Source organism: Bacillus sp. 220_BSPC, from assembly GCF_001054655.1.
GTDB classification, from domain to species: domain Bacteria; phylum Bacillota; class Bacilli; order Bacillales; family DSM-1321; genus Peribacillus; species Peribacillus frigoritolerans.
In genome coordinates this window covers 1-15061 of sequence record NZ_JVPL01000321.1, presented here as the reverse complement: position 1 = coordinate 15061, position 15061 = coordinate 1, and the positions used below count along the sequence as shown (strand labels likewise).

17 protein-coding genes are annotated in these 15061 nt (G+C 40.9%); 1 reads left to right on the top strand and 16 read right to left on the bottom strand.

Annotated elements, in window-relative coordinates; genetic code table 11:
• Positions 1-31 precede the first annotated feature (31 nt).
• The 5 genes from rsmA to metG form a co-directional block, all read right to left on the bottom strand.
• Positions 32-910, bottom strand: a complete 879-nt coding sequence (gene rsmA, locus ADA55_RS27330) for a 16S rRNA (adenine(1518)-N(6)/adenine(1519)-N(6))-dimethyltransferase RsmA (RefSeq protein ID WP_048689996.1) — start codon at positions 908-910, stop codon at positions 32-34.
• Complete coding sequence (rnmV, locus tag ADA55_RS27325; protein ID WP_048689993.1) at positions 903-1466, bottom strand: ribonuclease M5; 564 nt, start codon at positions 1464-1466, stop codon at positions 903-905. The genes rsmA and rnmV overlap by 8 nt, the downstream gene beginning before the upstream one ends.
• A 254-nt stretch (positions 1467-1720) precedes the next feature.
• Entirely contained in the window at positions 1721-2875 is a 1155-nt protein-coding gene (locus ADA55_RS27320; protein ID WP_226990561.1) for a G5 and 3D domain-containing protein, read from the bottom strand.
• A gap of 280 nt (positions 2876-3155) precedes the next feature.
• Complete coding sequence (locus tag ADA55_RS27315; RefSeq protein ID WP_048689988.1) at positions 3156-3923, bottom strand: TatD family hydrolase; 768 nt, start codon at positions 3921-3923, stop codon at positions 3156-3158.
• 209 nt (positions 3924-4132) lie between these two features.
• Positions 4133-6094, bottom strand: coding sequence for a methionine--tRNA ligase (metG, locus tag ADA55_RS27310; RefSeq protein WP_048689985.1), 1962 nt, complete (start codon positions 6092-6094; stop codon positions 4133-4135).
• Between the two features lie 618 nt (positions 6095-6712).
• On the opposite strand from metG, the gene ADA55_RS27305 reads away from it, so the two are divergent.
• Complete coding sequence (locus ADA55_RS27305) at positions 6713-6997, top strand: AbrB/MazE/SpoVT family DNA-binding domain-containing protein (protein ID WP_048689982.1); 285 nt, start codon at positions 6713-6715, stop codon at positions 6995-6997.
• A gap of 43 nt (positions 6998-7040) precedes the next feature.
• Here ADA55_RS27305 and rsmI read toward each other — a convergent pair whose 3' ends face one another.
• The 11 genes from rsmI to ADA55_RS27250 all read right to left on the bottom strand — a co-directional run bounded on the left by rsmI (position 7041) and on the right by ADA55_RS27250 (position 14802).
• Positions 7041-7925 carry a 16S rRNA (cytidine(1402)-2'-O)-methyltransferase gene (rsmI, locus tag ADA55_RS27300; protein WP_048689979.1) on the bottom strand — a complete coding sequence of 295 codons (885 nt, stop codon included), beginning with the start codon at positions 7923-7925 and terminating at the stop codon, positions 7041-7043.
• A 1-nt stretch (position 7926) separates the two neighbouring features.
• Positions 7927-8187: a GIY-YIG nuclease family protein gene (locus ADA55_RS27295; RefSeq protein ID WP_048689977.1), complete on the bottom strand. Its 261-nt coding sequence runs from the start codon at positions 8185-8187 to the stop codon at positions 7927-7929.
• A complete protein-coding gene (locus tag ADA55_RS27290; RefSeq protein WP_048689974.1) occupies positions 8174-8917 on the bottom strand; it encodes a tRNA1(Val) (adenine(37)-N6)-methyltransferase in 744 nt (247 codons plus the stop codon). Before ADA55_RS27290 ends, ADA55_RS27295 begins: the two co-directional genes overlap by 14 nt.
• Before the next feature lie 177 nt (positions 8918-9094).
• The gene (gene yabA / locus ADA55_RS27285) at positions 9095-9433 is read right to left on the bottom strand and encodes a DNA replication initiation control protein YabA (RefSeq protein WP_207117975.1); all 339 of its coding nucleotides are present in this window, start codon (positions 9431-9433) and stop codon (positions 9095-9097) included.
• A gap of 50 nt (positions 9434-9483) precedes the next feature.
• On the bottom strand, positions 9484-10314 hold the full coding sequence (locus ADA55_RS27280) for a PSP1 domain-containing protein (RefSeq protein WP_048689969.1): 831 nt from the start codon (positions 10312-10314) through the stop codon (positions 9484-9486).
• Position 10315: 1 nt separating this feature from the next.
• Complete coding sequence (gene holB, locus ADA55_RS27275; protein ID WP_141236117.1) at positions 10316-11320, bottom strand: DNA polymerase III subunit delta'; 1005 nt, start codon at positions 11318-11320, stop codon at positions 10316-10318.
• 8 nt (positions 11321-11328) lie between these two features.
• Entirely contained in the window at positions 11329-11769 is a 441-nt protein-coding gene (locus tag ADA55_RS27270) for a YaaR family protein (protein WP_048689968.1), read from the bottom strand.
• A gap of 24 nt (positions 11770-11793) precedes the next feature.
• Positions 11794-12123, bottom strand: coding sequence for a cyclic-di-AMP receptor (locus tag ADA55_RS27265; protein WP_048689965.1), 330 nt, complete (start codon positions 12121-12123; stop codon positions 11794-11796).
• 85 nt (positions 12124-12208) lie between these two features.
• On the bottom strand, positions 12209-12850 hold the full coding sequence (tmk, locus tag ADA55_RS27260; RefSeq protein ID WP_048689964.1) for a dTMP kinase: 642 nt from the start codon (positions 12848-12850) through the stop codon (positions 12209-12211).
• A gap of 39 nt (positions 12851-12889) precedes the next feature.
• Positions 12890-14344, bottom strand: a complete 1455-nt coding sequence (locus ADA55_RS27255; protein ID WP_048689961.1) for an aminotransferase class I/II-fold pyridoxal phosphate-dependent enzyme — start codon at positions 14342-14344, stop codon at positions 12890-12892.
• A gap of 239 nt (positions 14345-14583) precedes the next feature.
• Entirely contained in the window at positions 14584-14802 is a 219-nt protein-coding gene (locus ADA55_RS27250; protein ID WP_081088802.1) for a sigma factor G inhibitor Gin, read from the bottom strand.
• Between the last annotated feature and the right edge of the window lie 259 nt (positions 14803-15061).

Below are 15061 nucleotides of genomic sequence, written 5' to 3'. Positions count from 1 at the left end.
CCCTTTCCGACTTGAATCTTTCACGTTTTCTTTATTTGAAATTCGGCAATAACGCATCACTTAAGCGGCCAAATTCTTTGATGCTCAGTGTTTCGCCCCGTCTGGAAGGATCCACTTCCGCGGCTTCGAGAGCGGCAAGTATGTGTTCCTTTTTCGATTTACCATCTGGCATCTGACTGGTTAAGTTATTTAAAATCGTTTTCCGACGCTGTGCAAAGCACGCCCGGGTCACAGTGAATAGGAAATCCTCATCCAGGACCTCGACGATTGGCTTCACGCGCCTAGTAAGGCGGATTACAGCTGAATCAACATTAGGCTGAGGCATGAATACCGTTTTTGGTACGATCATCACTGTTTCGGCTTCTGTATAATATTGAATGGCAATGGATAAAGAACCATATTCCTTTGTCCCAGGTTTTGCGGCAATTCGGTCAGCCACTTCTTTTTGCAGCATGCACACGATGCCTCTAATGGGCAAGTCCTCGGACAATAGCTTTAAAATGATCGGCGTCGTGACATAGTATGGCAGGTTTGCAACAACCATCAAGTCCGAGAATCCAGCAAATTCATCCTCGATGACCTTCTTGACATCAGCCTTAAGAACATCCCCGTGAATGATGTTTACATTGTTATAGGGAGACAGTGTATCCGATAAGATGGGCAGTAGACGCTGATCAATCTCAAAGGCCGCAACCTTTTTGCTGCTTTTCGCCAGTTGTTCCGTCAATGCCCCGATTCCCGGCCCAATTTCGATGGCGCCGCTTTCCTCTGTCAAATTGGCATGTTCGACAATACGTTTCAAGATATTCGTATCGATTAAAAAGTTTTGGCCTAAGCTCCTTTTAAAGGAGAATCCGTACTTCTTTAATATTTCTTTCGTTCTGACAGGGGTTGCAATATCCTTATTCATTTTTTTCCTCCTGAATTATCTGTACCATCGCTTTCTCAAAAGCCTCAGTTGATATTTGGAACATTTTTAGTCTCTTATATAACTGTTTACCATTGGTAAACCCGATTTTTAACATAGATCCAAGTTTTTCCCTTCGTTCCTTGGCACCGGATCCCCCGATTAAACCTGCATCTATTAAATCCTGCTGTGAAATCTCTTCCGAAGCCTCTTCGTCCATTATTTGGGCATCCTTTAAAGCATTACGAATTGCCTCAGGAGAAGCATGCTCCACACCAATTCCTCTACCTGACTTAGGAAGGGCTTCCTTCTTCGTTAAAAAAGCGTGTTTACACCCTTTTACTTGTTCTGAAATGATATTCCTGATTTTTTGACCAGGAAAATCAGGGTCAGTGAAAATGATGGCTCCACGTGTCTTTTGTGCAAGCCTCACCTGTTCAATACAGGACTCATTCACCGCTGATCCGTTGGTTTCTATTGTATCAGCATTAACAGCCCTTTTTATCGCCACCGTATCGTCTTTTCCTTCTACAACAATAATTTCTTTAATCTTTTTCATGGTTTCCTCCATACAGAAAAGCGCAAGCGCTTTGATTAGCTCTTGGATAAACGTAACCGATCCCCCGTAAAAAACTTTTTTGGGTAGAGAATCCAGTCTAGATCATTTATGAAAGTTTACACGCATATATTGAAATCTTATGGAATGGCGAGACGTCTATCTTATTAAAACAGTTTTACATGGGGTTTTTCAACAAATGGAAAATAAAACGCAAAAAACAGGAGACGAATTCATCTCCTGCGAGAGAAACCTTATTAGTCCAATACGCGAATCTTTACTCTCTTTACACCCCAGCGATAGGCATCATTTTTTGAAGAAAAGAAGACGTCAATCCTATTTCCCTTTATTGCTCCGCCTTTATCAGCTGCTACAGCATAGCCATATCCCTCTACATATACTTTCGACCCCATGGGAATCACGCTTGGATCGACAGCAATGATTTTCGCACCCGGATTACTCTTTAGATCTACTCCTGTGGACGTGACTCCGGAACAGCCCTTACAACTGGCAGTATAAGCTGTTGAAGATACGTATATTTCTTTTCCACTTGAAGAACTAACGTTAGTTACTCCCCGTGATGCCTGCGCAACAGTCGTTCGAGTTCCGACCGTTACAACTTTATCCTGCTTTTTATTAACTACTTTTTCTGAAAGTAATTCTCTTTTGACCTCTTTGCCATTTTCTTTAACAACTTCATATTTCTTGGAAACGAGTCCGTCTTTTCCTTCTTTGACAATTTTCTCTTTCCCTTTTGATAAAGAGTCATCTTTTTTAGTTATGACAGCAAAGTCAACTGGTTCTTCCACTACATCGGTGACTTTTTCAATTCGAACTACGTTTACCGTATTCTCAGCTTTAACTTTTTCGGTTAATTCTGGCTCAACTCGATCCAAATCATTGAGTTTTACTCCTTGTTGCTTTAAAAAGTCAGCGACAGTAGTCGAAGTTGACCATACCTGCTTTTCGTCTCCACCAACCACTAATTTCAGTGAAAAGGCTTTGTCTATGGCAACTTCCATATTCGCTTTCAGCTTCGTACTTTTTGAAGGGGTGATCTTATCCTGTTCCTTCACACTTAGATTTTGGTCTTTTAAAAGTCCATCTACCGTATCTGCGGTGGACCAGACTTCCTTCTTCTTACCATCCTGTACCATGACGATTTTTTGTGCAGGCTTCCAAACCACCTCCAAATCATCATCAACCTTTGTGGTTCTTGATGGGTGGACATAATCTGCGGCTTGAACGTTAATCTCTAAATCTTCCAACATATCATTTACAGTAGCCGCGTGTGTACGCACTACCTCTTCTTTTCCATCTAGCATGATTGTTACTGTATCCTTTGTTCCTTGATATATAAGTATTCCCAATGCTGTAGAAACAAGAATAGCACTGCAAATGGCCATTGCCATTCTCTTCTTCCCAAAAGGTTTGGGAATAAGGTTTTTCATAGTTTTTAATAGAATGAAAAACTCCTCCTTCCTCCCGGTGATTATATAGACTTAGTTATCAAGCTGTCAACCCATTCACTTCTCATTCAGGAAATTACTACCTATTATGCATATTCCATAATGAAAAGGAAAGGGCGACTTCTCGACATAATAAGCCTATAGTTGGAGTGAAATTTGTAGAAACCTTAAAAAATTGCGATTTTAGCTAGCAAACCCCGGGAGATATTGTAAAAAAAAAATGTCAGTTAATGCCGAATAATTTCTTGGCATTCTCCGTTGTTGCCTGGGAAACTTCCTCTATTGTAAGTTGTTTGATTTCTGCAATTTGTTCAGCGACAAGTTTCACATATGAAGGTTCATTACGCTTCCCTCTATAAGGATGGGGAGCCAAGTATGGACAATCGGTCTCAATCAGTAAACGGTCTAAAGGTACGGCTGCTGCCACTTCCTTTGGTTTTTTTGCATTCTTGAAGGTCACAGGGCCTCCCAATGAAATATAAAAATTCATATTGATGCAATCCAAAGCCGTTTCTGCACTTCCGCTAAAGCAATGCATGATGCCCCCAACCCTTGATGCCTCTTCTTCCTTCAGTATGTTCACGATATCCGCGGTCGCTTCCCGATTATGGATGATAATGGGCAGCCCCACCTTTTTGGCCAATCGAATCTGCTTCCTGAACACCTCCATTTGAACATCTTTCGGAGATTTATCCCAATGATAATCCAGGCCCATCTCCCCAATGGCCACAACCTTTGGATGATTGGATAATTCCTCGATCCATTGTAAGTCGTCTTCCGTCATATCTATAGCATCCACAGGATGCCATCCGACTGCGGCATACATGAAATCATAAGTTTCTATTAATTCCATTGCCCTTATAATGGTAGGCCGGTCAAAACCAACGACTACCATATTATCGACCCCTGCTTCCTTAGCTCTTTCTATTACGTCTTCGAGATCCTCGTTGAATTGTTCCGCATTAACATGTACATGTGTGTCAAATAACATTATTTTTCTTCCTTTCTAGCACTATTTTATAAAAAAATGAAAGTTTTATGTTTCACATTTAGGTAACAAACAGATTACAAAAGAGGCTGTATGCCCAATTAATAAATGTAGAACCAAAAACTAAACCTATATTACGTTACTTTTTCCAAAAGCATAAAGAAAAAAACATAAAAATGTTTCATATGAAACACCTTTATGTTTTCATCCGTTTATTTCACTTTTGAACCATTTGGAATCGATGAATCTATTGTAGCGACTGAGAGCACATCATCCTGGCTTCCCGCCAAAATCATTCCTTGAGAGAGCTCGCCACGAAGTTTAACAGGTTTCAAATTCGTGACGCATATCACTTTTTTGCCTACTAAATCTTCTGGTTTATAGTGCTGTGCAATGCCTGATACGACTTGCCGTTTCTCATAACCCAAATCAAGCTGAAGTTTAAGAAGCTTATCCGCCTTCTTTACAGGCTCAACTGCCATTACCTCAGCAACACGCAGCTCCACTTTTGTAAAGTCATCAATAGTGATTTCATCAACCTCGGGAATCGTCTCTTCCACTTTTTCCTCGGCCTTAGGGGCATCCCCCTGCATTTGTTCTTTAATATATAAAACTTCCTCTTCCATATCCAAACGAGGGAAGATCGGGTCTCCCTTCAAGACTTTTGTTTCAGCAGGAATTTGACCGAACTCCGCTAAACTGTCCCAGGATTTTAACACATCATCTTTGATGCTAAGCTGAGCAAAGATCTTTTCCGGTGTTTGCGTCAAGAACGGTTTCAAAAGGATTGCCGTCCTGCGTAATGATTCCGCCAAATGAACCATGACACTGGCAAGGTTTTCTTTCTTGGATTCATCTTTAGCAAGAGTCCATGGCTGGGTCTCATCAATGAATTTATTAGTTCTGCTCACGAGTTGCCAAATGGATGTCAGTGCAACTGAAAATTCCATATTTTCCATTGCTTCCTCATACTTGCCAACCGTTTCTTGGTTCATTTCAAGCAAAGCTTTTTCGAATTCACCATTGGATCCTTCATAATTTGGAATCACACCATCAAAATATTTATTGACCATTGCAACTGTTCGATTTAATAAATTCCCTAAATCATTGGCCAGGTCAAAATTGATTCGTTCCACAAACCCTTCCGGTGTAAATACCCCATCGGAACCAAATGGTACTTCACGCAATAAATAGTAGCGTAAAGAATCCAACCCGTAACGATCGATCAATGTAACGGGATCCACTACATTTCCTTTTGATTTGGACATTTTACCATCTTTCATGAGAAGCCATCCGTGGGCGAAGACTTTCTTTGGAAGCGGCACGTCAAGAGCCATTAACATGATCGGCCAATAAATTGTATGGAAACGAACGATTTCCTTTCCGACCAGATGTACATCGGCCGGCCAATAATTCAAGTATTTAGAATCATTGTCCGTTCCATACCCTAATGCCGTTATATAATTGGTCAGAGCATCAATCCATACATAAATGACATGCTTTGGATCTCCCGGCACCTTGATGCCCCAATCGAAAGTAGTACGTGAAACGGCCAGATCTTCCAATCCAGGCTTGATGAAGTTATTGATCATTTCGTTTTTGCGGGATTCCGGCTGAATGAAATCCGGGTTTTCCTCATAAAACTTAAGTAACCGATCCGCATATTTACTCATCTTAAAGAAATAAGATTCCTCTTTCACCTTTTCAACAGGCCTGCCGCAATCAGGACAGTTTCCATTGCTCTCTTCGACTTGACGTTCCGTGAAGAAAGATTCGCAAGGTGTACAATATAATCCTTCATATTGGTCTAAATATATATCACCCTGGTCCAATAACCTTTTGAAAATCTTGGCTACGACCTCTTTATGGCGATCTTCCGTCGTCCTGATGAAATCATCATATGAAATATCAAGCTTTTCCCAGAGTTCTTTGATCCCTGATACGATATTATCTACATATTGCTGTGGAGTGATTCCTTCCTCAGCCGCTTTACGCTGGATTTTTTGGCCATGTTCATCAGTTCCTGTTAAATACATGACATCGAAGCCACGCATCCTTTTATAACGAGCCATGGCATCCCCTGCCACTGTCGTATACGCATGCCCTATATGTAAATTGCCACTCGGATAATATATGGGTGTCGTGATATAGAATGTTTTTAATTTATCTTGCACTTCGTTCCCTCCTCATCATTTGAAAAACCGGCTATGGGACTGGCCCAAGCCAAAAGAATATATTTAAGCTATTATCTCTATTTTAACGCTATATACAATTCTGTGCGACAATAATCACTAATCTAATCATCATGTTAATAGAATAAAAAAATAATAAGTAGACTCAACTTAAAAATAAGGGTACTTCCCTTCTGTCAGCATTACCTCTTACCTGAACAAAATATACCTAAATTTCCTTTTTTGTGCAACAACTCACATATTCGCAAACTTTTTCAGAAAATTATCCTTAATTCAGAACTTTTGTTTTGAAACTAAAATATATTTAATCATATAATAGGGAAGTATGTTTTCATATGCATACTTTGTCGAAATGTGGTGAAGTGAGCAGTTCTTTGTATCCTGAATTTCTTTACTTTTAAAGGCATAACCGATTTTTTCTCTTTAAAAGCCATTTTGTTACACGAAGTGGACCCTGCTATTTCTTACAAAAAAATGAAAATAAATCATTGACGAATTTGGGAATGGCTGGTATTATAAATTTATAAAAAAATTTGTCGAATAATGGCGAAAAAAATAGAAATAGGGTACTAGATTGTAACTGAGAGGAGAATTTTTTAAATGAAATCTACAGGTATTGTTCGTAAAGTTGATGAGTTAGGCCGGGTGGTTATTCCAATCGAACTTCGTCGTACATTGGGTATCGCTGAGAAAGACGCTCTTGAAATCTATGTGGATGATGAGCGCATCATCTTGAAAAAATACAAACCAAACATGACTTGCCAAGTTACAGGTGAAGTTTCCGATAACAACCTTACACTTGCCAATGGCAAATTGATTCTTAGTCGTGAAGGTGCAGAATTACTTATTCAAGAAATTCAACAAAACTTCACTGCTTCTAAATAAATGATAAAAAAACTTCCGTTCTTCGGAAGTTTTTTTATGCTCATTATTCTTGTATATCAATGTGAAACGCTTGATAAACATCGCGTTTTTGCATATTGCGATCTTTTGCGACCTGCTTGATTGCGTCCTTTGAAGTGAACTGCTTGGTTTCTATATAATGATTAACATGGCCGACGATATCAAGGTCCATCCACCAAGCCTCTTCCGATTCATCCTCCGACCATTGCCCGCCTTCTATTATTAAACAGAACTCACCGCGAATTTCGGATTCCACCGCCCATGTCAAGGCCTCACTCACAGTCCCTCGAATGAACTCTTCAAATTTCTTGGTTAACTCCCGGCATAATACTATACGACGGTCACCTAAAATTTCATGCATATGTTTCAATGTTTCTTTCAATCGATGTGGCGATTCATAAACGATCCAAGTTGATTCCATTTTTTTTAATTTTTCCAGTTCCTGCTTTTTTTCTTTTGCTCCCCGTTGCAGAAAACCATAGAAGTAAAAAGGCTGGGGAACCAGTCCAGATGCGATCAATGCAGTTAATGCAGCATTTGCCCCCGGCAACGGAATGACTTTAAACTGTTCGGCAATGGCATCTTTGACCAGTTCATATCCCGGGTCGGATATCGTCGGCAAGCCAGCATCACTTACCAATGCGATGACCTCTCCAGATCGAAGCCTCTCAAGCATTTGCTTCCCGCTATATTCCTTATTATGTTCATGGTAGCTGACGATAGGTGTCGAAATTTCAAAGTAGTTGCATAATTTCTTCGTATTTCGCGTGTCCTCAGCAGCAATTACATCCGCTTCCTTTAAGATTCTTAAAGCCCGGAAACTCATATCCTCAAGGTTTCCTATCGGTGTAGGAACCAGATATAGAGCCGGCTCCAATCCTTCTTTTTCAAAACTCTTTTGCTGCCACATATCATGTATCCTCCTTTGCCATCCACTTTTCCTTTTGTTTTCTTGTTAATTGCTTAAATTTATATTCAGCCTGCATGGCCAATGTCCGTGTTTCGAATATTTCATGATAAATCAGTTCAACCGGTGTCCGGCCACGTGTATACTTAGCGCCCCTGCCTTGATTATGAACATCAACCCTACGGTGCAGATCATTGGTATACCCAGCATAATAACTGCCGTCCCTGCACTTTAAAACATAAAAATAATGCTTATTCCTCTCCATATAGAATCCTTCTGATTTCGGGATTATACTCATTTTGATCATTATATACAACAAGCGGGGGAAGAATCTTCAAATCAGGGTTGCCGTCCTTTATCCCTTCTATAAGAATCGTATTCGCTTCTTTTGAACTCTTAGGATAAACGAATTGCAGTCGCTTCGGTTCAATTCTGTACATCCTCATGAAATGCAGGATATCCATCAGACGGCCCGGTCTATGAACGAATGCGGCTTTCCCACCTTGACGCAGCAATTGGCTTGAAACACGCATGACATCCTCAAGATTACACATGATTTCATGTCGGGCAATTGCAAAGTGCTCATTTTTGTTAATTTCCTCCATGGATGGCGTCGGGAAATAGGGTGGATTGCAAGTAACGACGTCATATTTGCTATACCCTATCTGCTTTGGAATTTCTTTTATATCTCCATGAATCATCTCGATTTGGGAGGTTACGCCATTATAGTCCATGCTCCTCTGGGCCATGTCATATAACCGCTCTTGAATTTCAACACCGGTAATTGTCCCTTTCGTTCTTGTACTCAGCAGCAAAGGTATGACCCCATTGCCTGAGCAAAGATCGACGATTTTCCCTTTTTGGATCGGTACATTCACGAACCTTGATAATAAAACGGCATCTAATGAAAAAGAGAACACCGATGGGCTCTGAATGATCCTTAAATTCTCAGCCAAAAGATAATCCAGGCGCTCATCTCCATTAAGTTCTACCATTGCTGTTACCCTCCTAATCATGTATGGAAAAAGCATGTTTAGGGACCATGCTTCTATGTTACTGTCGTACAAAAAGGGGCCTGACTCATAGTATGCGTCAGACCCCGAATCACTATATATTGTAAACGGTCTATCTATCACGTAAAAGAGATGGAACATCTTTTATATTATCCATTATCACTTCTTGTTTAAAAAAGATAAACAGAACAGGCAATCCCCTTCTTTTCGTAAACTGCCAAAATGCAGATTGCAAATATGAAAGCCTTCTTGATAGATACGGGCTAAGTTATCATAGCCTTCCCCGATATCCATAACCTTTTCCGCACTTGGAGTACGGTTTTTCACTTTTTGTTTGACCTTAACTGCAGCAGGCGCACTTTCGACTTCCACAAGGCCCAACCGATGGCGCAAATGCTCGTTTTCCAGCTTGATCGACTGATTTTCCTCAAGTATTTCAGCTAAGTTCTGCTTCAATTCTCCAAGCTGCTTATATAATTGGCCTATCTGGGTTTCCATATTGGTCACCGACTCAAAAATATCTTTCTTATCCACGCTCTCCCACCACCTTAATAATCTGTGGCTTGAATAGAAACGGCTCCCTCTTTTAGAATCTCATCTAGAGTATACTCTAATACTCTTTCTTGCCCGATTAGTTCAATCTGAAGTACGCGTTCTAGAATATTAAGCCCCACTACCTTGCCTTTGCCACCAGGCGTATTAATCATTTCACCTAAATCAGGAAGCATTTCCTTCGCACTTTCATACTCATCATTTTCATATTTCAGACAGCACATCAATCGACCGCATAAACCTGAGATTTTTGTAGGGTTTAATGATAAATTCTGATCCTTCGCCATTTTGATGGAAACCGGTTCAAAATCTCCAAGAAATGTGGAGCAACAAAGCATTCTGCCACAAGGTCCGATGCCACCAAGCATCTTTGCCTCATCCCTTACCCCGATTTGGCGCAGTTCTATGCGAGTTCTGAATATGGCAGCTAAATCTTTGACTAAATCACGGAAATCCACGCGACCATCCGCTGTAAAATAAAACACGACTTTATTTCTGTCGAAAGTATATGACACATCAACAAGCTTCATATCCAGCTTATGTTCCACAACCTTTTGACAACATATAGTGTAAGCCTCTTCTGCAGCCGCCTTATTCTCGTCTACAATCAGCTTATCTTTTGCATCAGCGACCCGAAGTACTTTTTTCAATGGCAGGACAACATCGTTTTCATCTACTTGTTTACGGGCTGTAACGACTTTACCGAATTCAACACCGCGGACAGTCTCCACTATTACAAAATCGTCCTTAGGAATTGCGAATTCACCCGGATCGAAGTAGTATATTTTGCCCGCCTTTTTAAAACGGACACCTACAACATCATACAAATCATGATCCCTCCTGCAAATTCAGCACAAGCTGTTCCATCAACAGCTGTGGATTCGTGTTGGACATCAGCTTCCTTTTTGCTTCCAAAATGCAACCCATATGTTCAGCAAGGCGTCTTGGGGAAAGATGAAGAGCGTGAGTTTCAAATTCCTTCAGTTTATTTTGGAACACAACGAAGTCCTTTTTGTCCAACTGAATGTATAATAAATCCTTATATATAAGAAGTAACAAATCAAGACCTCTGTCAACCTGTTCTCTTTCTTTAAAGTGTGTGAACCAATCCGTCTGAAGGTACAGCATCGCCTTCAAGGAATTAAGTTTTAACACTTCATATAATTTTACCACTATTTTTTGAGCTTGTACAAACCATTCATCATGGCTAAGCTCGATTCCAGCTTCCACATTCTGTGTGATGTGGGCAATAACCGAGGCCAGCTGTGGTTCTAACTCCTGTTCTATCAGCTTCCGTTTCACATTCTCCGGAGATAATGGCTTGAACGAAATCACTTGGCACCTTGATAATATAGTTGGCAGAATCCTCTGAAGCTGTTCGGTCATCAATATTGCTACCGTATCAGCCGAAGGTTCTTCTAAAAATTTCAATAGACTGTTGGCTGCCCCCACAGACATTTTGTCAGCATCGGCAATCATATAAACCTTCCGATCTGCCTCTACGCTCTTTTTCGAAAATTCTTCCTGAAGCCCCTTGATTTGCTCTTTCTTTATTGAGAGACCGTCCTTTTCTATCAAATGGACATCAGGATGATTCCCACTTGAAATCCGTTTGCAATTCCGACAAAGTTCGCATGGCTCATAACCTGCTGTCGGGGCTTCACATAGTAAGCTTTTGGCAAAGGCATAGCTTATCTCTTGCTTGCCTGTCCCTTTTTCCCCTTCAAATAAATACGCATGAGCCACCCTGTTTTTCGTTATGCTATTTTGCAGCATCGTCATTACCTGCGGCTGAATTTCACTCATGTCCTGCCATGTTTTATCCAAAACCATCAACTCACTTAAGTATATAAATTAATCAGAAGACCTTTAATCTCGCCTATCATTTCCAATATTTCAAGCGAACTCTTCTCTTTATTAAGAATTTCCTCGCTTAACTCAACTAATTTTGCATCTATCGTTTCCACGGTTTTCAATGGCCGGCTCTGTCCATATTCATTCCAGCTCGTTGATTGCTTCAGTTCCAGTCCATATTCAACCGCTTCTTTAACAAACCGTTTCACCAATGCTTTATATTTTGCCAATTCCCTAAAAGTACGTGACCTTACTAAACGCTGACCCGCCCCTTCGATATCGCCTATCAAACGGTTTAATGTTTGGATTTGCATCTTTTGATCCTGTGTCTGGACCATTTGTTGGAATCTTCCATTTCCGGTTTGGAATTGTTTGGCATCCTGTCGCGATTTATCCAGCTTAATAGGGATATCATGGTTGATTTTCATAATGGACCTCCCTGAAACTAACCGTTAAAATTGTAAAAAGTTTTCAACCGGCAGAACAAAAATGGTCGCACCGCCCACTTGAATCTCCACTGGGTAAGGTACATATGACTCGGCATTCCCGCCCATCGGTGAAACCGGTGATACTAATTGGGATCGTGACTGACAATTCTGTTTGATGATCTGGATGGCTTTGTCAACACGTTCATCCTCTGTTCCAATCATAAAAGTCGTATTACCTGATTTTAAAAACCCGCCAGTGCTGGCTAACTTGGTCGTTCCGAAATTATTTTCCACTAATTGATTCAGCAGGCGATGACTATCCTTGTCTTGAACGACAGCAATGATCATTTTCATTCTCATCATCCTCCGGTTACTCTGAATTTTTACTAACTACATTATATCAAATAGTATTGGTTGAATAATATGGAAACCTATATAATCAGTTTCCCGCTTTCGCTAAAAAATCCAATAGGCTGGCTTTCGATTCCTCAAAGACTTCATCTATTGTCCGGCCTGCATCCACGATAATGAAACGTTCTTTCCATCTATTTATAATGAACTGATACCCTTCACAAACTTTTTTATGAAAGTCGAGTGCTTCAAGATCCAGCCGGTTCACTTCCCGTTCCCCATTGGACTGGATGCGTCTCAATCCCTCTTCTGGGTCGATATCAAAAAAGAGCGTGGCATCTGGCATCATATCTCCAATTGCAAATTTATTGATATTGTAAACTTCTTCTATATCCAAACCCCTTGCATTACCCTGATAGGCTAATGAGCTATCTATAAACCGGTCACAGAGGACAATTCCCCCTCGTTCCAGCTCAGGCATGACCACTTCCACTAAATGCTGACGCCTTGCTGCTGCGTATAATAAAGCCTCTGTCCTCGAGTCCATGGCTGTATTATCTTTATTAAGGATCACTTCCCTAATTTGCTCCGAAATGGGAACTCCCCCTGGCTCTCGGGTTAATAGAACTTGATAGCCTTCTTGTTGCAGAGCCTTGCCAAGCATTTGGGTAATGGTTGTTTTCCCGGCACCCTCAGGCCCTTCCATTGTTATAAAAATACCACGTTTCATCGATGTACCTCCAAGGTTCTTTGTATGTAGTATATCATTTTAACCAGTCTGCCCGCTTTCATAAACGATTAATTCTCCGTTTGAAAGGGAGGAACCACCATGAAACCTTGATCCCATTTCCAGCAGTCTCCGCAAATTGGATATATGTTCAGGAGTAATCATTTCCCCGGACATAATTAGAGGGATGCCCGGCGGATAAGGAATGACCATCTCGGCGGATACCTCTCCGACTGCTTTCCGTAATTCGACAGGTCTTGCTTTGCTATGCTTCATGACGGAGTAGGGCATTTCAAGCCCTGTCATTGACCTTCCATCAGGCCAGAGGACCCGAAGATCTGCTTCCTTGTTTCCAGTTCTGTCTTGAGTGGCACTTTTTATAGTTTGTATGATTTCATGAAAAGGAAAATCGGTACCCATTTTTAATAAGGGTAAAATCATTAATAAATTATCAGGATCAGCCAACTCCGTAAAAATGCCTTCGGCTTCACATAGCTGCTGTAACTCAAATCCGCTTAAACCATTTGTTGATTGAATGACTACTTTTAACGGGTCTGCCAAGGTGCCTGGCGGCGCCTCCAGAACCCTTACTGTCTGCAGGGCACCTAATTCTCCTCTGAAGTCCGATATCTTTTCAATAAGGAGTTTTTTATCTTCTGATGTAAAAGCGGCTAAGTAGGCCCTGGCCAAGTCGAGCGAACCCATAATTGGGTAAGATGGACTGCTGGACTGAAGCATTTGTAAATAGAATGATGCTTGATCGACATCAATTAAGGATGAATTCACATGAAGAAATGACCCCATCGTCATGGCTGGCAGTGTTTTATGCGCTGAATGGACAACGGCATCTGCCCCTGCCGAAATGGCCGACTTGGGAAACGGACTTCCTAACTGAAAATGAGCGCCATGTGCCTCGTCCACCAGCACAGGAATCCCCTTTTGATGTGCGAGTCTTACCATTTCCGTCAAGTCTTCACCAATTCCATAATAATTAGGATAGGTAACAATGATGGCTTTTGCATCTGGATGTACACTCAAGGCTTCTTCAATTAAATTTGATCCAACACCGCCGGCAATGCCCCATTTCTCATAATAATCCGGTTGCAAAAAAATCGGTTGTACATTCGCTAACATCAATCCATGTAAAATTGATTTATGGCAGTTTCTTTGGACAAGGACCTTATCACCTTCCCTGCAGGCAGCAAGAATCATGGCAATGTTGCCTACGGTTGACCCATTAACGAGAAAATAACTCCGCTTTACCCCATATAGATCAGCGAGTAGTTGCTCGGACTTTAGAATGGCGCCCTCTGGAGCATGCAGGTCATCTAAACCGCTTATTTCCGTGGCATCAATACCAAGCAGGGGGTTGTATAAGGCTTGGCCCTTTTTATTAAACACCCATCCATTTTTATGCCCTGGGACATGCAGGGATATGGAGCTTTTTTTATGAAAAGCACTCATTGCATCGAACAATGGTGTCTGTGATTGATTCATTTTTCTCTTCCCTCATATCATAGTATTTTTTCATTTTATCAAATAAGTACAATTTTATCTCATATTGCGCCGACAGAAAGGCAATTATGCATCTCTGAACAGTCTGTTTGGAGGGAACATACGGCAACATGGGAGCATGTTGCCAAGCATTCTTCTAAAGTACCAAAAAAAGAATCAGAGACTAAAGAAACACACATTTCTTTTATCTCTGATTCTTTAACTTTCCACAAACTATTTTTTCATGATAATATTTCAGGATTAGTGATTTTTCTTAATTTCTTTAAGTAATATTGGTACTTGGGATCGTTCGTATCCGTCCCGATCATATCCCTTTCGCATTCCTCACAGATAAAAGTCGTATATAGATGTATACCCATCCCTTTTACTTGTTCACAAACCGCGCACGTTTCCCCTGCCGTTGTTTTGGTTGTTGTTGTCCCCAACATCTCCACCTCCATACCTGCATTCTCCCCAAAAACCATTGTTCGCATACATTGATTTAAATAGTTTAAGAGAACCCGGGGATGCTTTTAACAATGTATGATGAAGAATTTCAATACGTGTATGTCTTCATAAAAGTTTCCATAATTGATAATCCCTTTATATCCAATGATTTTCCTTTGCATTAAGCAAAAAAGACCAGCCGGATGGCTGATCTTTTTAAATGGCTTGGCGACGTCCTACTCTCACAGGGGGAAACCCCCAACTACCATCGGC